The organism is Acidimicrobiia bacterium, assembly GCA_035471805.1.
GTDB lineage: Bacteria > Actinomycetota > Acidimicrobiia > Spongiisociales > JAHEDJ01 > JAHEDJ01.
In genome coordinates this window covers 50,315-69,201 of sequence record DATIPS010000015.1, presented here as the reverse complement: position 1 = coordinate 69,201, position 18,887 = coordinate 50,315, and the positions used below count along the sequence as shown (strand labels likewise).

The 18,887-nt window shown below is 61.7% G+C and carries 32 protein-coding genes and 2 pseudogenes; all 34 read left to right on the top strand.

Translation table 11 applies throughout. The features are described 5' to 3' along the window. Positions 1-138 precede the first annotated feature (138 nt). The 34 genes and pseudogenes from rpsJ to truA all read left to right on the top strand — a co-directional run bounded on the left by rpsJ (position 139) and on the right by truA (position 18,759). The gene (gene rpsJ, locus VLT15_03695) at positions 139-453 is read left to right on the top strand and encodes a 30S ribosomal protein S10 (protein ID HSR44320.1); all 315 of its coding nucleotides are present in this window, start codon (positions 139-141) and stop codon (positions 451-453) included. Then, on the top strand, positions 450-1,082 hold the full coding sequence (gene rplC, locus VLT15_03690; GenBank protein ID HSR44319.1) for a 50S ribosomal protein L3: 633 nt from the start codon (positions 450-452) through the stop codon (positions 1,080-1,082). The genes rpsJ and rplC overlap by 4 nt, the downstream gene beginning before the upstream one ends. Continuing rightward, on the top strand, positions 1,082-1,840 hold the full coding sequence (gene rplD, locus VLT15_03685) for a 50S ribosomal protein L4 (GenBank protein ID HSR44318.1): 759 nt from the start codon (positions 1,082-1,084) through the stop codon (positions 1,838-1,840). Before rplC ends, rplD begins: the two co-directional genes overlap by 1 nt. After that, positions 1,840-2,127 carry a 50S ribosomal protein L23 gene (rplW, locus tag VLT15_03680; GenBank protein ID HSR44317.1) on the top strand — a complete coding sequence of 96 codons (288 nt, stop codon included), beginning with the start codon at positions 1,840-1,842 and terminating at the stop codon, positions 2,125-2,127. The genes rplD and rplW overlap by 1 nt, the downstream gene beginning before the upstream one ends. Before the next feature lie 2 nt (positions 2,128-2,129). Continuing rightward, on the top strand, positions 2,130-2,963 hold the full coding sequence (gene rplB / locus VLT15_03675) for a 50S ribosomal protein L2 (GenBank protein ID HSR44316.1): 834 nt from the start codon (positions 2,130-2,132) through the stop codon (positions 2,961-2,963). A 91-nt stretch (positions 2,964-3,054) separates the two neighbouring features. Continuing rightward, on the top strand, positions 3,055-3,327 hold the full coding sequence (rpsS, locus tag VLT15_03670; protein HSR44315.1) for a 30S ribosomal protein S19: 273 nt from the start codon (positions 3,055-3,057) through the stop codon (positions 3,325-3,327). Continuing rightward, positions 3,324-3,665, top strand: coding sequence for a 50S ribosomal protein L22 (gene rplV / locus VLT15_03665; protein ID HSR44314.1), 342 nt, complete (start codon positions 3,324-3,326; stop codon positions 3,663-3,665). The genes rpsS and rplV overlap by 4 nt, the downstream gene beginning before the upstream one ends. Positions 3,666-3,669: 4 nt before the next feature. Beyond that, a pseudogene (gene rpsC / locus VLT15_03660) lies at positions 3,670-4,290 on the top strand (30S ribosomal protein S3). A gap of 530 nt (positions 4,291-4,820) precedes the next feature. Further along, positions 4,821-5,234 (top strand): 50S ribosomal protein L16, encoded by a 414-nt coding sequence (gene rplP / locus VLT15_03655; protein HSR44313.1) that lies wholly within the window; start codon positions 4,821-4,823, stop codon positions 5,232-5,234. Next, positions 5,231-5,464, top strand: coding sequence for a 50S ribosomal protein L29 (rpmC, locus tag VLT15_03650; protein HSR44312.1), 234 nt, complete (start codon positions 5,231-5,233; stop codon positions 5,462-5,464). The genes rplP and rpmC overlap by 4 nt, the downstream gene beginning before the upstream one ends. Continuing rightward, positions 5,464-5,721, top strand: coding sequence for a 30S ribosomal protein S17 (rpsQ, locus tag VLT15_03645; GenBank protein ID HSR44311.1), 258 nt, complete (start codon positions 5,464-5,466; stop codon positions 5,719-5,721). Before rpmC ends, rpsQ begins: the two co-directional genes overlap by 1 nt. Then, positions 5,718-6,086, top strand: coding sequence for a 50S ribosomal protein L14 (gene rplN, locus VLT15_03640; GenBank protein ID HSR44310.1), 369 nt, complete (start codon positions 5,718-5,720; stop codon positions 6,084-6,086). The genes rpsQ and rplN overlap by 4 nt, the downstream gene beginning before the upstream one ends. Beyond that, complete coding sequence (gene rplX, locus VLT15_03635; protein HSR44309.1) at positions 6,086-6,391, top strand: 50S ribosomal protein L24; 306 nt, start codon at positions 6,086-6,088, stop codon at positions 6,389-6,391. Before rplN ends, rplX begins: the two co-directional genes overlap by 1 nt. Then, positions 6,388-6,945 carry a 50S ribosomal protein L5 gene (gene rplE, locus VLT15_03630; protein ID HSR44308.1) on the top strand — a complete coding sequence of 186 codons (558 nt, stop codon included), beginning with the start codon at positions 6,388-6,390 and terminating at the stop codon, positions 6,943-6,945. The genes rplX and rplE overlap by 4 nt, the downstream gene beginning before the upstream one ends. 10 nt (positions 6,946-6,955) lie before the next feature. Next, positions 6,956-7,141 carry a type Z 30S ribosomal protein S14 gene (locus VLT15_03625; GenBank protein ID HSR44307.1) on the top strand — a complete coding sequence of 62 codons (186 nt, stop codon included), beginning with the start codon at positions 6,956-6,958 and terminating at the stop codon, positions 7,139-7,141. Positions 7,142-7,143: 2 nt separating this feature from the next. Further along, complete coding sequence (rpsH, locus tag VLT15_03620; GenBank protein HSR44306.1) at positions 7,144-7,539, top strand: 30S ribosomal protein S8; 396 nt, start codon at positions 7,144-7,146, stop codon at positions 7,537-7,539. A 1-nt stretch (position 7,540) separates the two neighbouring features. Further along, entirely contained in the window at positions 7,541-8,083 is a 543-nt protein-coding gene (gene rplF, locus VLT15_03615) for a 50S ribosomal protein L6 (GenBank protein HSR44305.1), read from the top strand. Next, the gene (gene rplR, locus VLT15_03610) at positions 8,080-8,433 is read left to right on the top strand and encodes a 50S ribosomal protein L18 (protein HSR44304.1); all 354 of its coding nucleotides are present in this window, start codon (positions 8,080-8,082) and stop codon (positions 8,431-8,433) included. Before rplF ends, rplR begins: the two co-directional genes overlap by 4 nt. An 8-nt stretch (positions 8,434-8,441) precedes the next feature. Further along, on the top strand, positions 8,442-9,014 hold the full coding sequence (gene rpsE, locus VLT15_03605; protein ID HSR44303.1) for a 30S ribosomal protein S5: 573 nt from the start codon (positions 8,442-8,444) through the stop codon (positions 9,012-9,014). A 7-nt stretch (positions 9,015-9,021) separates the two neighbouring features. Further along, positions 9,022-9,213, top strand: a complete 192-nt coding sequence (gene rpmD, locus VLT15_03600; GenBank protein HSR44302.1) for a 50S ribosomal protein L30 — start codon at positions 9,022-9,024, stop codon at positions 9,211-9,213. A gap of 47 nt (positions 9,214-9,260) precedes the next feature. Further along, positions 9,261-9,728: a 50S ribosomal protein L15 gene (gene rplO, locus VLT15_03595; GenBank protein HSR44301.1), complete on the top strand. Its 468-nt coding sequence runs from the start codon at positions 9,261-9,263 to the stop codon at positions 9,726-9,728. A 109-nt stretch (positions 9,729-9,837) separates the two neighbouring features. Continuing rightward, positions 9,838-11,163, top strand: a complete 1,326-nt coding sequence (gene secY, locus VLT15_03590; protein HSR44300.1) for a preprotein translocase subunit SecY — start codon at positions 9,838-9,840, stop codon at positions 11,161-11,163. 61 nt (positions 11,164-11,224) lie between these two features. Further along, on the top strand, positions 11,225-11,863 hold the full coding sequence (locus VLT15_03585; GenBank protein ID HSR44299.1) for an adenylate kinase: 639 nt from the start codon (positions 11,225-11,227) through the stop codon (positions 11,861-11,863). Continuing rightward, complete coding sequence (map, locus tag VLT15_03580; GenBank protein HSR44298.1) at positions 11,860-12,621, top strand: type I methionyl aminopeptidase; 762 nt, start codon at positions 11,860-11,862, stop codon at positions 12,619-12,621. The genes VLT15_03585 and map overlap by 4 nt, the downstream gene beginning before the upstream one ends. A 163-nt stretch (positions 12,622-12,784) precedes the next feature. Then, entirely contained in the window at positions 12,785-12,898 is a 114-nt protein-coding gene (rpmJ, locus tag VLT15_03575) for a 50S ribosomal protein L36 (protein HSR44297.1), read from the top strand. A gap of 3 nt (positions 12,899-12,901) precedes the next feature. Further along, positions 12,902-13,279: a 30S ribosomal protein S13 gene (gene rpsM, locus VLT15_03570; protein HSR44296.1), complete on the top strand. Its 378-nt coding sequence runs from the start codon at positions 12,902-12,904 to the stop codon at positions 13,277-13,279. A gap of 19 nt (positions 13,280-13,298) precedes the next feature. After that, on the top strand, positions 13,299-13,685 hold the full coding sequence (gene rpsK, locus VLT15_03565) for a 30S ribosomal protein S11 (GenBank protein HSR44295.1): 387 nt from the start codon (positions 13,299-13,301) through the stop codon (positions 13,683-13,685). A 2-nt stretch (positions 13,686-13,687) separates the two neighbouring features. Continuing rightward, entirely contained in the window at positions 13,688-14,293 is a 606-nt protein-coding gene (gene rpsD / locus VLT15_03560) for a 30S ribosomal protein S4 (GenBank protein HSR44294.1), read from the top strand. 14 nt (positions 14,294-14,307) lie between these two features. Beyond that, complete coding sequence (locus VLT15_03555) at positions 14,308-15,249, top strand: DNA-directed RNA polymerase subunit alpha (GenBank protein HSR44293.1); 942 nt, start codon at positions 14,308-14,310, stop codon at positions 15,247-15,249. Next, positions 15,249-15,596: pseudogene (gene rplQ, locus VLT15_03550) on the top strand (50S ribosomal protein L17). Before VLT15_03555 ends, rplQ begins: the two are co-directional and overlap by 1 nt. A 132-nt stretch (positions 15,597-15,728) precedes the next feature. Next, positions 15,729-16,676: a type I pantothenate kinase gene (gene coaA, locus VLT15_03545; GenBank protein ID HSR44292.1), complete on the top strand. Its 948-nt coding sequence runs from the start codon at positions 15,729-15,731 to the stop codon at positions 16,674-16,676. A gap of 161 nt (positions 16,677-16,837) precedes the next feature. Beyond that, a complete protein-coding gene (locus VLT15_03540; protein HSR44291.1) occupies positions 16,838-17,386 on the top strand; it encodes an NUDIX domain-containing protein in 549 nt (182 codons plus the stop codon). Between the two features lie 103 nt (positions 17,387-17,489). Further along, the gene (locus VLT15_03535; protein ID HSR44290.1) at positions 17,490-18,023 is read left to right on the top strand and encodes a YIP1 family protein; all 534 of its coding nucleotides are present in this window, start codon (positions 17,490-17,492) and stop codon (positions 18,021-18,023) included. 1 nt (position 18,024) lies between these two features. Then, the gene (gene truA / locus VLT15_03530; protein ID HSR44289.1) at positions 18,025-18,759 is read left to right on the top strand and encodes a tRNA pseudouridine(38-40) synthase TruA; all 735 of its coding nucleotides are present in this window, start codon (positions 18,025-18,027) and stop codon (positions 18,757-18,759) included. The last annotated feature ends 128 nt before the right edge of the window (positions 18,760-18,887 follow it).

The following is an 18,887-nucleotide window of genomic DNA, read 5'->3' as shown; positions in this document are numbered from 1 at the left end:
TGGTCGGACGGTTGGTGCCGGTCGGGTTACCAAGATTCTGAAGTAAGTGGGTAGCCCTTTTGGGGTTGCCCAGCCATTAGCTCTTAGCCGTTAGCGATTTGCCAACAGCTAAAGGCTAAGGACTGGAGCAAAGCGACAATGGCAGACGAAGCACAGAAGATAAGGATCAGGCTGAAGGCCTACGACCACGAGGTGGTCGATGAGTCGGCGCGCAAGATCTCTGAGACGGTCATCAGGACCCAGGCGAAGATCAAGGGCCCGGTTCCCTTGCCGACGGAGATCCACCGCTACTGCGTGATCCGGTCACCGCACGTCGACAAGGACTCGAGGGAACACTTCGAGATGCGGATTCACAAGCGCCTCATCGACATCCTCGAGCCGACGCCGAAGACGGTCGACTCGCTCATGCGCCTCGACCTTCCGGCGGGTGTGGAAGTGGAGATCAAGCTGTGAAAGCAATCCTCGGCGAAAAGCTGGGTATGACCCAGGTCTTCGATGATGAGGCGCGGGCGATTCCCGTGACCGTCATCAAGGCGGGGCCGTGCCGAATCGTTCAAATCAAGACACCGGAAACCGACGGATACTCGGCGATCCAGTTGTCGTACCGCGAGGTACCTGCTCACAAGCTCTCAAAGCCTGAGGCGGGCCACTTCGGCAAAGCCGGCGTAGCGCCCGCCCGTCACCTCGTAGAGGTGCGGGTTGACGACGTCGCCGTATTCCAGATAGGCCAGGAGATCACCATCGCCGACGTGCTCGAGAAGGGCGGCAAGGCAGATGTGTCCGGAGTCTCCAAGGGCAAGGGATTCCAGGGTGTGATGAAGCGTCACAACTTCTCCGGCCAGGGAGCGAGCCACGGTGTCCACAAGGTGCACCGTGCGCCGGGTTCCATCGGCGCCTGCGCAACTCCCGCCCGTGTGTTCAAAGGGCAGAAGATGGCCGGCAGGATGGGCGGTGACCGTACGACCATGCTCAACCTCGAAGTCGTCGAGGTCGATCGGGAGCGCGGTCTCGTCCTTCTCGGCGGATCTGTCCCCGGGCCCAAAGGTTCGATGGTGCTCGTACGAGAGGCGGTGAAGAACTGATGGCGGATCTCAAAGCCCCTCTCTTCAACGCAGACGGAGCCAGCATCGGTGAAGTCAGCCTCGACGCCACGGTCTTCGGCCTCGAGCCGAACATTCCCGTGATGCACCAGGTCGTTACCGCCCAGATGGCGGGTGCCCGGTCGGGCACCGCCTCCACTAGAACTCGTGCGGAGGTCCGCGGCGGCGGCAAGAAACCCTGGCGTCAGAAAGGTCTGGGCCGGGCACGGCACGGCTCGATCCGTGCACCTCAGTGGACCGGCGGTGGTGTTGCCTTCGGGCCGAAACCACGCGACTACAGCCAGCGGACGCCCAAGAAGATGAAGAGACTCGCCCTCCGCGGGGCTCTGTCGGCACGCGCCAGTGAATCCGAGGTCAAGGTCATAGACTCCTTCGACTGGACGGTCCCGAAGACCAAGCAGGCCAAGTCGCTTCTCGGTGCCATCGAAGCAGGTCGAAAGATCCTGGTCGTCGTGGGCGCAGGCGACGGGATCGCCGAACGCTCGTTCCGCAACCTGCCCAACGTGATGACCTGCAATGCAGGTCACCTGACGACCTACGACGTCCTGTGGGCGGAGACGATTGTCTTCACCTCGCAGACGCTCGGAGCGTTGTCCGGGTTGGAGAAGTTCGATGTGTCCGACGATGACTTCGTGCGTGAATCTGCCTCTTCGGCTAAAGCTGAAAAGGTTGAGGAAGCTGCGGCGGATGCGCCTGTTTCTCCGGCCGATGAAGTCGATGACGAGGGAGGTGAGGGCTGATGAAGGACCCTCGTGACATCATCTTCGAACCGGTTGTCTCGGAGAAGTCTTACGACCTCATCGAGAAGACGAACACCTACACGTTCGTCGTAGATCGCCGTGCCAACAAGACGGAGATCAAAGAGGCCATCAAATCGATCTTCGAGGTGAAGGTCGTTTCGGTCAACACGATGAACAAGTTCGGAAAAGTAAAGCGGACCGGATGGGTCCTGGGTAAGCGCCCCGATTCAAAGCGGGCAATGGTCAAGCTCGCTGCGGGCGAATCGATCGACATCTTCGGGGTATAGCGATGCCAATCAAGAAAAGGAAACCAACTTCACCCGGCCAGCGGTTCCAGACTGTGGCCGACTTCTCGGAGCTGACCAAGAAGAAGCCCGAGAAGTCGCTGATCGTGAAGCGCAACGAGAGCGCCGGCCGCAACACTCACGGCCGGATCACTTCCCGGCATCGCGGTGGTGGGCACAAGCGCCGCTACCGGGTCGTGGACTTCCGCCGCACCAAGGACGGGATTCCGGCCACCGTGGCGGCCGTCGAGTACGACCCGAACCGCAACGCGCGAATCGCCTTGCTGCACTATCACGACGGTGAGAAGCGATACATTCTCGCTCCGGTCGGTCTGAAAGTCGGAGACAAGTTGGAGTCCGGCTCCAAAGCCGAGATCAGGCCGGGCAATGCTCTCCCGCTGCGGAACATTCCTGCCGGCACGATCCTGCACGCCATCGAGCTTCGACCGGGTGGCGGGGCCAAGATGGCCCGCGCCGCCGGTACCGGAGTGCAGTTGATGTCCAAAGAGGGCGACATGGCGCTGCTGCGGCTGCCCTCCAGCGAGATGAGAATGGTGTCGCTCGATTGTCGCGCGACCATCGGCCAGGTCGGCAACACCGAGTCCGAGCTGATCAAGATCGGCAAGGCAGGCCGCAACCGCTGGAAGGGCGTCCGCCCCCAGTCGCGCGGTGTTGCAATGAACCCGATCGATCACCCTCTCGGCGGTGGCGAAGGCCGGTCATCCGGTGGACGGCATCCCGTCAGCCCGTGGGGCAAGCCCGAAGGGCGCACCCGCAAGAAGAGCAAATCAAGCGATCAATACATTGTGCGTCGGCGCACCAAGAAGGGAAGGCGCTGATGCATACGGCCATCAACGAGACGTCGGCCGATGCAACTGCGAAGCTCGCTTCGCACGTGTGTCGGCGTGCCAGGAAGGGACGGCGGTAATCATGGCAAGAAGCCTGAAGAAAGGTCCCTTCGTAGACGATCACCTGATCGGCAAGATCGAGGACCTCAACGCAAAGGGAGAGAAGCGGGTAGTCCGCACGTGGAGTCGCCGCTCCACGATCTTTCCCGAAATGGTGGGACACACTATCGCCGTCCACGACGGTCGTAAGCATGTTCCGGTCTACATCACGGAGTCTATGGTCGGTCACAAGCTCGGCGAGTTCGCTCCAACCCGCACATTCCGCGGGCACGCAGGTTCAGTGAGGAAGCGATGAAAGCCCGCGCTCAAGCCAAGTTCATCCGTCAGTCGCCATTCAAGGTGCGGCGCGTGCTCGACCTGGTCCGGGGCCTCCCGGTCGAAGAGGCACGGCATGTACTCGATCTCACCGAACGCCGGGCCGCCGGCTACGTACGGAAGGTCCTCGACTCGGCCGTCGCCAACGCCGAGCACAATCTGGCGCTCGATGCCGGCGACCTGTTCGTGGCAGAGACCTATGCCGACGAGGGCCCCACGCTGAAGCGGTGGCGCCCGCGAGCTCGAGGCCGTGCGACACGCATCAACAAGCGCACCAGCCATATAACGGTCGTCGTATCCGACGGCGAGGAGGAGTAAGAAGATGGGCCAGAAGACACATCCTTACGGCTTCCGTCTCGGAATCGTGACCGACTGGAAGTCCCGCTGGTACAGCGACAAGGACTACACGGAACTCGTCAACGAGGACTGGAAGATACGCGACTACCTCGATGCAGAGCTCACGAGGGGCGCCGTCAGCCGCATCGAGCTGGAGCGCACCCGTGACAAGGTGCAGATCGACGTGCATACGGCACGTCCCGGCGTCGTCATCGGGCGCAAGGGTTCGGAGGCCGAGCGTCTGCGCGACGGTCTCGAGAAGCTGACAGGTCGCCGCATCAAGCTGAACGTCATCGAGGTGAAAGATCCCGAGACCGATGCGCAGCTGCTCGCCAGAGGCGTGGCGGACCAGATCGAGAACCGTGTTGCGTTCCGTCGGGCGATGAAGCGCACAGTGGCGGCTGCTATGAAAGCCGGCGCCGAAGGCGTACGCGTCGAGTGCAAGGGTCGCCTCGGCGGTGCAGACATGGGACGCCGGGAATGGTATCGGGAAGGACGGGTGCCGCTCCATACGCTGAGGGCCGACGTCGACTACGGCACTGCCACCGCCCGTACCACGGTCGGTGCGATCGGCGTGAAGGTCTGGGTTTACAAGGGCGATGTGGTCGCCAGTCCATCGGTGACGCGTGAGAAGATCGCTGCGGAAGCTGCTCTGGCGACCGGAGGTCCCAGCCGCGGTCGGGTGGCCCCGGCCAAGGCACGGGCTGAAGCGGCCGCCGGAAGTGATAAGATGCCTCGCCTCATTGAAGCCGGCGGCGGCAAGCGAATCATCGAAGCCGGCGGCGGCAAGCGCAAAGAGACTGCGCGAAGGGATGAATCTTCGTCGAAGAAGATCGCCCGGAACGAGGCAATCAGCCAATACGAAGAAGAACGTGGTGCCCTCGTCGACGAGACCCCCTCTGCGGAGGTGAGCGTCGAGGCGAGTGCCGAAGAGACTCTCATCACACCGGAGCTTGAAACGGTTGTGCCTGTTGAAGAGGCTGCAGTCGATGAGGTGCCGGTTGACGAGGCAGCGGCGGACGCAGTTGTCGCGGAGGCAAGCACCGGCGATGAAGATGCTGCGGCAGAACCGGCCGACGCCGACAACGGCGACGCCGCGGAAGCCGGAGCGAGCCAGGAAGAAGGAGGCGAGTAGAGATGTTGATGCCCAAGCGGACAAAGTACCGCCGGGTGCATCGCGGTCGGAGACGCGGTCCCGCCAAGGGCGGCACCCGCGTGAACTTCGGCGACTACGGCCTTCAGTCGCTCGACGCCGCGTGGATCACCTCCAGGCAGATCGAATCGGCTCGTGTGGCGATCACCCGCGCTGTGCGCCGTGGCGGAAAGGTGTGGATCAACATCTTCCCCGACAAGCCGGTGACGGCCAAGCCGGCCGAGACCCGAATGGGATCCGGCAAGGGCGCCCCAGAGTTCTGGGTTGCGGTCGTCAAACCGGGCCGCGTGATGTTCGAACTGTCCGGAGTCGACGAGGATCTGGCCAGGGAAGCGATGCGAAAGGCCGGCCACAAGTTGCCGGTCCGGACACGATTTGTGACGCGGGAGGAAGGGTGACTACCGAGGAACTCCGAGAGCTCTCGACCGCACAACTGCTCGAGGCGCTCGCAGAGGCGAAGGCTGAGGCCTTCAACCTGCGTTTTCAGCTGGCAACCAACCAGTTGGACAACACCGCCCGGCTCGGACAGGTCCGGCGCGAAGTGGCTCGCATCATGACGGTTATGAGAGAACAAGAAATCGAAGCCTGGCAGGCGCAAGCAGCGGTTGCCGACAAGGAAGGTGCGTAATGGCAGACCGAACACGTCGCAAGACGCGCCTCGGGGTCGTGGTGTCGGACAAGCGAGACAAAACGATCACGGTCGAGGTCACGGGCTCCCGGCGCCATCCGCTGTACGGCAAGATCGTACGCAGTCGGTCTCGATTCCATGCTCACGATGAGGCAAACGATGCCCGCATGGGAGATACCGTGTTGATCGCAGAGACGCGGCCGCTATCGAAGACCAAGCGCTGGCGCGTGGTCGAAGTTGTGGAGCGGGCCCGATGATCCAGCAGGAATCCCGCCTCAAAGTGGCCGACAACAGCGGCGCTCGGGAGTTGCTGTGCATTCGCGTGCTCGGCGGCTCGAAGCGCCGGTACGCCGGTGTCGGCGATGTGATCGTCGGCACAGTCAAGGAAGCGATTCCGGGTGCTGCAGTCAAACGTGGTGAGGTCGTTCAAGCAGTCGTGGTTCGCACGGCCAAGGAACACCGCCGGCAAGACGGCACCTACATTCGCTTCGATGACAACGCGTGTGTGCTCATCGACGCCAACCAGCAGCCCCGCGGTACTCGTATTTTCGGCCCGGTGGCTCGAGAACTCCGCGAGAAGAAGTTCATGAGGATCGTCTCGCTGGCTCCGGAGGTGCTGTGATGCGGTTGCGCGAAGGCGACAAAGTCAAGGTAATGGCAGGCAAGGACTCCGGTAGGGAGTCTCGCATCATCCGCGTCATTCCCAAGAAGAACAAGGTAATCGTCGAGAACGTCAATACCGCCAAGCGGCATATGAAGCCGCGCGGACAGACGATGCAGGGTGGCATCATCGACAAGGACATGCCGCTGGACGCTTCCAATGTCATGATCATCTGCGATGAATGCGGCCCGACCCGCATCGGATACCGAATCGACGGTGACGGCAAGAAGACTCGCACCTGCGTGAAGTGCGGAGGTGAACTGTGATTCCGCGACTGAAGCAGAAGTACAACGATGAGATCGCTCCCAAGCTGATGGAAGAGATCAACGCGCCGAACGCCATGCTGGTGCCGCGTTTGGAGAAGATCGTCGTCAACGTTGGCGTGGGCGAAGCCGTTGCCGACAAGAAGGCGATCGACTCGGTGATGGACGAACTCGCCATCATCACGGGCCAGAAGCCGAAGATGAACCTGGCCAAGAAGTCGATTGCCAACTTCAAGGTACGCAAAGGTATGCCGGTCGGCGCCTCTGTGACGTTGCGCGGCAAGCGCATGTGGGAGTTCTTCGACAGGCTCGTGGCTGTGGCGATTCCCCGTGTGCGTGACTTCCGCGGCCTGAACCCGAAGTCGTTCGACGGGCGCGGCAACTACTCGTTCGGAGTCACCGAGCAGCTGATATTTCCGGAGATCGACTACGACAAGGTCTCAACCGTTCGTGGAATGGATATCACCATATGCACGACGGCCGACAACGATGAAGATGCGAGGGCCTTGCTGAATGCGTTCGGCTTCCCGTTCCGCAAACAACAAGCGCAGGTGTAGGAGCTAGTTCATGGCGAAGAAATCTCTGATTGCGAAAGCCAATCGCACGCCCAAGTTCAAATCGCGCGCCTACAACCGCTGCAAGCGGTGTGGTCGGCCGCGCGCTTACCTGCGGAAATTTGGCATGTGCCGCATCTGTGTGCGTGAACTCGCCCGCAGGGGTGAGCTACCCGGTGTGAGAAAGGCTTCGTGGTAATCATGATGACCGATCCCATTGCCGACATGCTGACTCGAATCCGCAACGCCGTACAGGCGGGGCACGTGACAGTGACCATGCCGTCTTCCAAGGTCAAGGAGGCCGTCGCCGGCATCCTCGCCGCCGAGGGATTCATAGAGGGATTCGATGTCGAGCCGAAAGGACCGGCGCGTGAGATGACGATTCAGCTCAAGTACGGGCCGCGTCGCGAGAAGATCATCTCCGGTCTTCGGCGGGTTTCCAAGCCCGGTCGTCGTGTCTACCGCAAAGCCGGTGAGCTTCCTCGTTCCAACGGCGGCCTCGGTGTAGTCCTGGTTTCGACTTCACAGGGGATCCTGCCGGATCGCGAAGCCCGCCGCCGCCAGCTGGGCGGCGAGATCGTGTGTGAGGTTTGGTGAGATGAGCCGTGTAGGAAAAGTACCGATCACTCTCCCGTCCGGCGTCAATGTCGCCATCGATGGTCAGAAGGTGACGGTCAAAGGGCCCAAGGGCCAGCTGGATCGCGAGTTTCACGATCGTGTTTCGATCAGTCAGGAAGACGGTGTGCTCACCGTCGGAAGAGTCGACGACGAACGGCAGTCGAGAGCCCTGCACGGGCTGAGCCGGGCTCTGCTCGCCAACATGGTGGCCGGGGTTGCCGACGGATTCAGCAAGGAACTAGCGATCGTCGGTGTCGGATATCGTGCGGCGATGAAAGGCACCGGCCTCGATCTGCAGCTCGGTTTCAGTCATCCGGTCAGCGTTGAAGCTCCTGCCGGCATCACATTCGAGGTGCCGGAGCCGACGAAGATCATTGTGAGCGGAATAGACAAGGAAGCCGTCGGCCAGATTGCCTCCGAGATCAGGGCAATCCGTCCCCCCGAGCCCTACAAGGGCAAGGGAATTCGGTATGTAGACGAGCAGGTGCGGCGCAAGGCCGGAAAGGCAGGTGTCTCGCGATGAGCAAGTCGAGAGAGTCTGCGCGGAAGATCCGCCATTATCGAGTTCGGAAGCGCGTCTCCGGGACGCCCGCCCGTCCGCGGTTGGCCGTGTTCCGGAGCAATCGCTACATCTATGCGCAGGTCATCGACGACGTAGCAGGCCACACGCTTGCGTCGGCGTCGTCGACGGAAAAGGATCTCCGGGGAGAGCGGCTCAGCATCGAGACCGCCTCGAAGATCGGTAAGTTGATCGCCGAGCGTGCTCAAAGCGCCGGTGTTGGCAAAGTGGTGTTCGACCGGGGAGGCTTCCCGTTCCACGGACGGGTCAAGGCCCTGGCAGATGCTGCTCGCGAAGCCGGGTTGGATTTTTAGGAGAGACGATGGCGAGACAACAGCGTCAGCAGCAAGAAACCGAGGGACCTCAGCTCGACGAGCGGGTCATTCAGATCAATCGTGTAGCCAAGGTGGTCAAGGGTGGCCGCAGGTTCTCTTTCACCGCGCTCGTAGTAGTGGGTGATGGGAAAGGAAAGGTCGGCGTCGGCTACGGAAAAGCCAAAGAGGTTCCGGCCGCCATCCAGAAGGGAATGGAGACTGCCCGCAAGGCGATGGTTTCCATTCCGATGGCAGGGACCACGACGATCCACGAGATCATCGGCGAGCACAGCGCCTCCCGTGTCCTGATCAAGCCGGCAGCACCGGGTACCGGCGTGATCGCCGGCGGTGCAGTGCGGCAGATCCTCGAGGCGGCTGGAGTTCGGGACGCCCTGGGGAAATCCCTTGGTTCACCGACGCACCTCAACGTCGCCAAGGCGACGATGAATGCCCTTCTCGGCCAGCATCGTCCGGACGTGATCGCCAAGATGCGCGGCAAGAGCCCTGAAGAGGTGACCCCTCCGGCTCTCCTGGCGTCATACCGGTCGACCGAGATGATCCGCGCCCAAGCGGGGGAGTGACCTATCCATGGCTGCGAAGACACTGCTAGTGACGCTCCGCCGGAGCCTCATCGGAGAAAAGCCAAAGACCCGTGCAACGGTGCGAGGCCTCGGCCTCCGGAAGATGAACCAGACCGTCCAACACGACGACACCGAAGCGATCCGCGGGATGTTGCACAAAGTGAAGCATCTCGTCGACGTAGTCGAGAACAAGAAGTAGCTGGTACGTAGCTCGTACTGCGTACTACGTACCACGAAGAGGAACCAATGGCTGACAAGCAGAAGAAGACCAAACTCCAGCTTCATCACCTGAAGCCGGCACCCGGATCCAAAAAGAAGGCTATTCGGGTTGGACGTGGTGAAGGCGGACGGCGCGGAAAGACCGCCGGTCGCGGTACCAAGGGTCTGAAAGCCCGTGGGACCGTCCGTCCCGGATTCGAGGGTGGCAGCATGCCTTTGCAACGCCGCCTTCCGCATCTGCGCGGGTTCAAGAATCCAAACAAGGAGTACTTCACCGTCGTGAACGTCGAGCGCCTCGGCGAGTTCGCAGCCGGTTCTACCGTCACGCCGGAGGACATCCGTGCTGCAGGCATGGTGAAGAAGCGCGGCCGGGTGAAGGTCCTCGCCGACGGAGAACTCAATACGAAGCTCACGGTGAAGGCCCATGCCTTCAGCAAGGGTGCAGTCGCCAAGATCGAAGCAGCCGGGGGAACAGCAGAAGTGGTCGAAGGCTGAAGGTGCGTTTAGCCCGTCAGCTGCAAGAATGCCCCGGGTGGCAGTTGGCAACCGGCAACTGGCACCCGGTTCGGAACCTGGAACTTAGAACCTAGAACTCAGGATTTTCATGCTCGCCGTTTACCGCCACATGTTCACGATTCCCGACTTGCGTCGGAAGATCCTCTTCACGCTGATGATTCTCGGCGTGTACCGGCTCGGGACGAATATCCCCGTTCCGGGAACAGACCTCGACGCCGTCCAGGCGATCGCCGAAGGAGCAGAGGTGGGCGGAATCTTCGGCTTGCTCAACCTCTTCTCCGGTGGCGCACTCGAGCGCTTCTCGGTATTCGCGCTCGGCATCATGCCCTACATCACGGCGAGCATCATCATGCAGCTGCTCACTGTGGTCATTCCTCGCCTGCAGGCTTTGCAAGACGAGGGTGACAGGGGCCGCAAGGTCATCACCCAGTGGACCCGGTACTTGACCGTCGTCCTGGCCCTGCTGCAGTCGACGGCGCTCACCGCCTTGTTCGCCAGTGCCGGGGGAGCCGCGCAGCTCGGACTGAGCCAACCGCTGATCACCGATTCGAGCACCGGAAAAGCAGCACTCATCGTGCTGACGATGACGGCCGGAACCGCATTCATCATGTGGCTCGGCGAGTTGATCACTCAGCGCGGTATCGGCAACGGTATGTCGCTGATCATCTTCACCAGCATCATCAGCCAGCTACCGGCCAGCTTCTCGCTGATCTATCAGCAGACAGTCGGTGCTTCACAGCCGCTTCTCTTCGTTCTGATGGTGTTCATCTTCGTTGCAATGGTGGTTGCGATCCTCTACGTGGAGCAGGGACAGCGGCGCATACCCATTCAGTTCGCCAAACGAGTCCGGGGCCGGCGGGTACTGGGTGGCCAGGCGACCTATATTCCGCTGAAGGTCAACACGGCAGGCGTAATCCCCGTGATCTTCGCGACGAGCGTCTTGTTCTTCCCGGCGCTCATCGTGACGATGATTCCGAACTCGACCAACAGCGTGCTCGAGGGGATCCGCAACTGGGTCAACGAGTACCTGGGTTCAGGAGGCAGCTCGACCTGGACCTACGTGATCATCCTCTTCCTGCTCATTGTGTTCTTCACCTATTTCTATACGGCGATCCAGTTCGATCCCGTTCGTCAGGCCGAAACGATCCAGCGTCAGGGTGGGTTCGTTCCCGGAATCCGTCCCGGCAAGGCAACCGTGCGTCATCTGGAGTACATCCTCAATCGGATCACTTTGCCCGGCTCCATGTTCCTGGCCTCGATCTCGGTGCTCCCGGCCATCGCGTCGGTGATCTGGGGCTTCCAGATCGGGTTTTCCGGCGTGTCGATTCTGATCGTCGTGGGTGTAGCACTCGAAACGATGAAGCAGATCGAGAGCCAGCTGACAATGAGGAACTACGAAGGTTTCTTGACGTGACGAATACCGGGTACCAGGTATCGATTACCGGGTACGGCGGCCTCACCGGAGCTCGGCTCCGATGAGGCTGCTTTTTTTGGGGCCGCCCGGGGCCGGCAAAGGGACCCAGGCCAAACGTGTAGCCGCGCATCTCGGTATCCCACACATCGCCACGGGGGACATGCTGCGCCAGGCCGTTTCGGAAGGCACCGAGCTCGGGCTCAAGGCACGGGCGATCATGGAGCGAGGTGACCTGGTCCCGGACGACCTGGTCATCGCCATGCTCCTGGACCGGGTTGCCCGGGATGATGCCGCCGACGGTTTCATCCTCGACGGATTCCCACGAACCATCGCCCAAGCCGAGGCTCTCCAAGAGCGATTCGGTGACGGAGGTCTCGATGCGGCCGTCGTCATCGACGTGGACTCCGAGGAGATCGTCAGGCGCATCTCGGGGCGCAGGGTCTGCGGCAACGGGCACGTATTCCATGTCGACGACGCACCATCGGCCGACGGGGAGAGCTGCGACCAGTGCGGCGAAGAGGTCTATCAGCGAGAAGACGACTTCGCATCAACGGTGAGGAATCGACTCAACGTCTACCAGGCTCTGACCGAACCCTTGATCACTTTCTATCGTGATGGCGGTACGACCATGCACGTCATCGAAGGAGTCGGGGACCCCGAGAGGATCACGGACTCGATATTGGCGGCACTGCGTCGATGATCACGATCAAGAAACCGGACGAGTTCGAGAAGATGGCTATTGCAGGAGCCACGGTGGCAGTCGTGCTGCGGACGGTCAAAGAAGCCGCTGCACCGGGAGTCAGCATGAAGGAACTGGACGCCGTCGCGGCCGATGTCATCCGTTCGCGGGATTGCACGCCCTCGTTCCTCGGCTACCACGGATTCCCGGCACACATCTGTACTTCGCCGAACTCGGTGATCGTTCACGGTATACCCGACTCGTATCGGCTCAAGGCGGGAGATGTGCTCTCGGTGGACGCGGGGGCCATCTACGAAGGTTTCCACGGCGACGCGGCCATCACCTTTGGGATAGGTGAGGTCAGTCCCGTTGCCCGGCGCCTGATCGAGACGACCGAAGCGGCGCTGTGGGCCGGCATCCAGGAGGTCGCCGACGGTGCCAGGCTCGGAAACATCGGCAGCGCCGTCCAGGCTGAAGCAGAACGTGTCGGTCTAGGCATCGTTCGCGAATACGTCGGGCACGGCATCGGGAGACAGATGCACGAAGAGCCCCAGGTCCCGAACTTCGGCAAGAAGGGGACCGGAATGAAGCTCCGGACGGGGATGGCAGTTTGCATAGAGCCCATGTTCAATCTCGGTGGCGCGGAGACGAGGGTCGAGGCCGACGGATGGACCGTTGTTACCGCCGACGGTTCTCTCTCGGCGCACTTCGAGCACACGATCGGCATCACCGAAGAGGGGCCGATAGTGTTCACGGCAAGCGATTTGTCCTCCGGTTGAACCGGCGACTAAGATTCCCGTCTGGCTTACGGGCCGGTTTGAGCGTGTTCGGCTCCAAGTAGGCGGTTCGCTCGTGATCCCAATCATTCCCTCATCCGCTTTGTGTGCGGTCTGAGGCTGTGGGAACGCCGGCGGTTTCCATTTGAAAGTGTCTGGAGACACCATGAAGGTTCGGCCTTCTACGAAGAAAATGTGTGAAAAGTGCCGGATCATCCGGCGGCGCGGACGCGTCTGGGTCATCTGTCCCAACCCGCGCCACAAGCAGCGACAGGGGTAGTTGATGGCTCGTATCGCAGGCGTCGATCTTCCTCGAGACAAACGTCTCGAGATCGCATTGACCTATATCTACGGCATTGGTCGTACTACTGCGCTGAACACGTGTGAGGAACTTCGTATCGACGCAGGCACGAAAGTGCGAGATCTCACGGACGATGAGGTGCTGCGTATTCGTCGGCACCTCGACCAAAACCTGCGCATCGAAGGTGACCTTCGGCGTGAGGTACAACAGAACATCCGGCGAAAAGTTGAGATTGGTTCATACCAGGGCCTTCGGCACCGGCGCGGGTTGCCGGTTCGCGGGCAGCGGACGCACACCAACGCCCGTACCCGCAAGGGTCCAAGGGTTGCCATCGCCGGCAAGAAACAAGTCGGCAAGTAGATAGGTCGCGGAGGTCCCCTTGGCGGAGCAGAGGCGAGTACGCCGTCGTGAGCGCAAGAACATCCCACACGGGGTGGCGCACATCAAGGCCAGCTTCAACAACACGATTATTTCGATCACCGATCAGACCGGCAACTCCATCGCATGGACGTCGGGCGGTTCGGTTGGTTTCAAAGGTTCGAGGAAATCGACTCCTTACGCCGCGCAGGTGGCAGCCGAAGAGGCTGCTCGCCGTGCCGGCGAGCATGGGGTTCGCAAACTCGATGTGATTGTCAGCGGCACCGGCTCCGGCCGGGACACGGCCGTTCGCACTCTTCAGAACATGGGAATGGAGATCACAGGCATTCGCGATGTGACTCCCGTCCCGCACAACGGTTGCCGGCCCAAGAAGCGCCGGGGAGGCTGAGAATGGCTCGTTATACAGGTCCCCGCCACAAGGCATGCCGCAGGGCGCGTACGCCCCTGTGCCAGTCAAAGCGCTGCCCGGTCGACAAGCGACCGTATCCTCCCGGCGAACACGGCCGTGCCCGCGTTCGGGAGAGCGACTATCTGATCCAGCTCCGTGAGAAGCAGAAGCTCCGCACTATGTACGGCATCCTGGAGCGCCAGTTCCGCCGCTACTACCAGGAAGCCGCTCGCCAGAAGGGCATCACAGGTGACAACCTGCTTCGCATTCTGGAGAGTCGTCTGGACAACGTCGTATATCGGGCCGGTCTCGCCGCCACACGGCCGCAGGCTCGTCAACTGGTGAACCACGGCCACTTCGAGGTCAACGGCAGGAAGGTCGATATCCCCTCCTACCGCGTTCGCAAGGACGACGTGGTTGCGTTGCGCGATGGAAGCAAGGAGCTCATCATCGTCCAGCACTCCGTCGATACGAGCGGCCGCACGCCATCGGAATGGCTCGAGGTTGACACGACGGCCAAGCGGGTGGTCGTGCACGATCTTCCTAATCGTGCACAGATCGATACCCCGATTCAGGAACAGCTCATCGTCGAGCTCTACTCCAAGTAGCGAGGGGAACCGCTTTGTTGATTGTTCAACGTCCACAAATAGAGGAACAGACCGTATCCGATTACCGGTCCAGGTTTGTTGTAGAGCCGCTGGAGCCGGGCTTCGGCTATACGCTGGGCAACACCCTGCGCCGCACGCTCCTGTCCCGCATTCCAGGCGCCGCCGTTACCACGCTGCAGATCGAAGGTGTGCAGCATGAGTTCTCAACGGTGGAAGGCGTCGTTGAAGATGTCGTCGACATCATTCTGAATATCAAGCAGATCGTCGTCCGCATGGAGGAATACGAGCCGCAGACCGTCTACCTCTCGGCCAAGGGCCCGGGTGAAGTGACTGCCGGCCAGCTCAAGGTTCCCGCCGGCGTCGAGATCATCAACCCCGACCTGCACCTGGCGACCCTGTCGTCCGGCGGTCGCCTCGAGGCCGAGCTCAGCGTCGAGCGCGGTGTGGGCTACCGGAGCGCTCTGCGCATTCCCGGCGTCGACGCCATCGGTGTCATGCCGGTGGATGCCATCTATTCGCCGGTGCGCAAGGTGTCGTATCGCGTCGAGCCGACCCAGGTCGGCCAGATGACCAACTTCGACAGGTTGATCCTCGACGTTGAGACCGACGGCTCGCTCTCTCCCGGTGAGGCCATCTCATCGGCAGGCAAGACCCTGGGAGAGCTTCTCAACCTATTCGCCGATATCGGCGAGGGCATCGGCCTGGAGCTCGGTGAAGTTGCCACGGCCGAGTCGGCCTCACCCGATCTCGACCTCCCGATCGAAGCCCTCGACCTGTCGGAGCGTCCTCGCAACTGCTTGCGCCGGGCGCAGGTCAAGACCGTTGGGGAGATCGTCCAGAAGACGGAAGAGGATCTTCTCAACATCACCAACTTCGGGCAGAAGAGCCTCGAAGAGGTCATCGCCAAGCTCGACGAGCTGGGCTTGAGCCTCGCCGCCGGAGGAGCTGAAAGCTAATGCCTCGTCCACGGAAGGGAGCCCGCCTCGGGTCGGGCCCCACTCACGAAAAGCACCTCCTCGCCAACCTGGCCGCATCCTTGATCTGGGAAGGCAAGGTGACCACCACGCTTGCCAAAGCAAAAGCGGTAAGGCCGCTGGCGGAGAAGTTCATAACCAAGGGCAAGCGCGGAAGCTTGCACGATCGCCGGCAGGTGCGGAAGCAGATTCGCGACAACGAGATCGTGACCAAACTGTTCGACGAGATCGGTCCCCGATACGAGGATCGCCAGGGTGGATACACCCGGATCGTCCGCACCGGTCCCCGTCGCGGTGACAATGCCGAAATGGCCGTCATCGAGTTGGTTTGACGGGCAACGCGCGCTCCAGGCAAGAGCAGTAGGCAGGCGGGCCCTTCTGGGCCCGTTTTGCTTGTGGCGATCGGCTTCGGGCCGGAGGCCGGCAGGTGCTGCCGGCTGCCCATGGGCTAGCCTCCTCTCATGTCTCCCGACTCGCACCTGGACGCCCGGTTCATCGACTTCGACCACGACGAGTGGGCGGAGCTGCGGGCCAACACCCCGATGACTCTCGATGAGGGGGATCTGGAACGACTGCGTGGTATCAACGAGGAGCTCTCCCTCGATGAGGTGGCCCAGATATACCTTCCGCTGTCCAGGTTGCTGAACCTCTATGTGGCAGCCTCGCAGCAGCTCTACAAGGTTACGGACACATTCCTGGGTCAACCGGCGGAACGAGTCCCTTATGTGATCGGCGTGGCCGGGAGCGTGGCAGTCGGCAAGTCGACCGTTGCTCGCGTCCTGCAAGCGCTTCTGGCCAGGTGGCCGGACCATCCGAAGGTCGATCTGGTCACCACGGACGGTTTCCTATTTCCAAATGAGGTTCTGGAAGAAAGAGACCTCATGGATCGCAAGGGATTTCCCGAGAGCTATGACGTCCGCCAACTGGTCCGGTTCATGGCGGCCGTCAAAGCAGGGGAGAGAAACATCGGCGCACCCGTCTACTCGCACCTGGCCTACGACGTGCTCCCCGGCGAGAAACGCGAGACGGATCGGCCGGACATTCTGATAGTCGAGGGCCTCAACGTTCTGCAGACCGGTGACGGAGGGGCGACCCGGGCCAGGGTATTCGTCAGCGATTTCTTCGACTTTTCCATATACATGGATGCACATGAGGAGCACGTACTGCAGTGGTACATAGACAGGTTCCTGACCCTGCGCGACACCGTCTTTCAGAATCCCGACTCGTACTTCCATCGATACGCCGGGCTTTCCGAAGATGAGGCTGTCGAGACGGCCAGGGACATCTGGAATCGAATCAACGGCCCGAATCTGCGGGAGAACATCCTCCCGACCCGCGAGCGTGCCCATCTCATCATCGAGAAGGATGCCGATCACACGATCAAGAAAGTGCGGTTGCGGCGGATATGAGGCGGGTGCCGGCCGCCACTTCGCCGCGGCGGCCGCCGGCCGGGGCGATTGGCAAGTGGTTCCCTGTTGAGGCCGGGGCAGCAAGCCATGCTCCGGAGGCATGGTCTCCGGGCCGGAGGCTCTAGGCTCCTGACTGCCTACTGCCTACTGCCTACTGCCTAATGCCGGATTCTCGTACGCACATTCGTCAGCTTCTTGCCGCCTTCGATCCCCCAGATCCTCAACAGGCTTCCTATCGCCGTCGCATGCTGGATCTCTGCGCCTCCGCCGGCGATCCGACGTCCCGCAGCCGGTTCGATCCCGGGCACTTCACTGCCAGCGGTTTCGTCGCGTCGCCCAACGGCGCCGGCGTTCTGCTCATTCATCATGAGAAGATCGGCAAGTGGCTGCAGCCCGGAGGGCACATCGAACCGGACGATGCATCGATCGAAGCGGCGAGCCGCCGCGAGATTGCAGAAGAGACCGGCCTGGGCGCCATTCAATCATTCGGTCTGATCGACATCGACATCCACCAGTTTCCCCTTCGGGCGGACGACCCGGCACATCTGCACTTCGACCTGAGATACGGATTCCGAGCACGATCCGGACTCATCGAAGCCGGCGAAGGGGTGCTCGACGCTCGATGGATACCGTTCGACGAGCTGGATCGCTGGAGCGCAGACCGGAGCGTCACCCGCCCGTCGAAAGCACTCCACGCCCTGGTTCGATGACACCAGGCTGCCAGACGGCGATGGGCCGGTTGCCGATCGGCCCGTTGCCCGGCACTCTCCCAATGGCCTGCAAATAACCCGCCGCTGTTACTCTGGCGGTCCCATGTTCGACCGGATGATGAGAGCCGCCAGGCTCGACCGCAGGCTCTACACCGAGGTGTTCTTCGACAACGCCGCGACCGGAGACGCCGTCTTGATCGTGGCCGGAATCTACGGTGCCATCTATCTCGCCCTCGTGTTGGGGAGCAATCTCGGGTTCAGCGTCGTCTCGTTCATCGGCATACTGCTCTCGGGCCTGATCGGCTGGCTGATCGTATCCGGAGGGCTCTGGCTGGCGGGAACGAAGATCTTCGAGGGTTCCGCAAGAGGAGCAACGGTGATCCGCCTGACGGGATTCACCCATGTGCCGCTCGTGCTGCTCCTAGCCGCCCCCTTTGTCGGTTCGATCCTCACCGATGTCGTGGTTGCGGCCGCGCTCATCTGGTTCATCGCGGCGATTTCGGCAGCGGCCCGAGTGCTGTTCGACTTCGACACGAGAAAGTCGGTCGGCAGCGCCTTGCTGGCAGTGGCCCTTTGGTGGGTTGTGCAATCGATCGGCATAGGCGATGGGCTCGCCTCCTTGATCCGCTTCTTCTGAAGTGCCGGTCTATCGCCTGGACATCGCTTACGACGGATCCGGCTTCCGCGGCTACGCCCGGCAGTTGCAGGTGCGGACCGTGCAGGGTGACCTCGAGGCAGCTCTGCACAAGATTCTTCCCGGCATCGAAACGGTGGTTGCCGGCAGGACCGATGCCGGGGTACATGCAGACGGCCAGGTTGTCAGCTTCGAGGTCGAGGAGTTCCCAGACACCGACCGTCTGCTTCGCTCTCTCAACAAGATGCTCAACCCCGAGATAGCCGTAGGCGCAGTTTCGGTCGCTCCGGACGGCTTCAGTGCCCGCTTCTCGGCGACTTCCAGGACCTATCGATATCGGATCGATAACGGTCGGGTGCTCGATCCGCAGTGGCGGCTGCGGGCATGGCACGTTGGGCAACCGCTGGACGTCGGTGTGCTGTGCTCGGTCTCGGATCACTTCATCGGCAGGCATGATTTCGCCACTTTCTGCCGGGTCTCCGAAGGCCGTACGACGGTGCGGGATGTCATGTCCGCCGAATGGCGGAACTTGAACGACCGTGTGCTCGAGTTCGAGGTGGTCGCCTCGTCGTTCTGTCAGCAAATGGTGCGTTCTCTGGTCGGTCTGTGCGTCGAGGTCGGCCTTGGCAAGATCGACGCGAGCGAAGTGCCTCTCATCATCGAAGCTCGCAACCGGGCGGCCACCGACGGCGCCGTTGCCCCGCCGCACGGACTGACTCTGTGGAGCGTCGGCTACTGAGAAATCACCGGCCCTGCATCACCAATCCCGACTGTGGAGGGATCGTGGCGGAAGAAGTCGGCCCACCGCCCGGGTCGACCGATCTTCGGCCCCCATGGCGACGGAGCCGGCGTTTTCGTACCATGTCG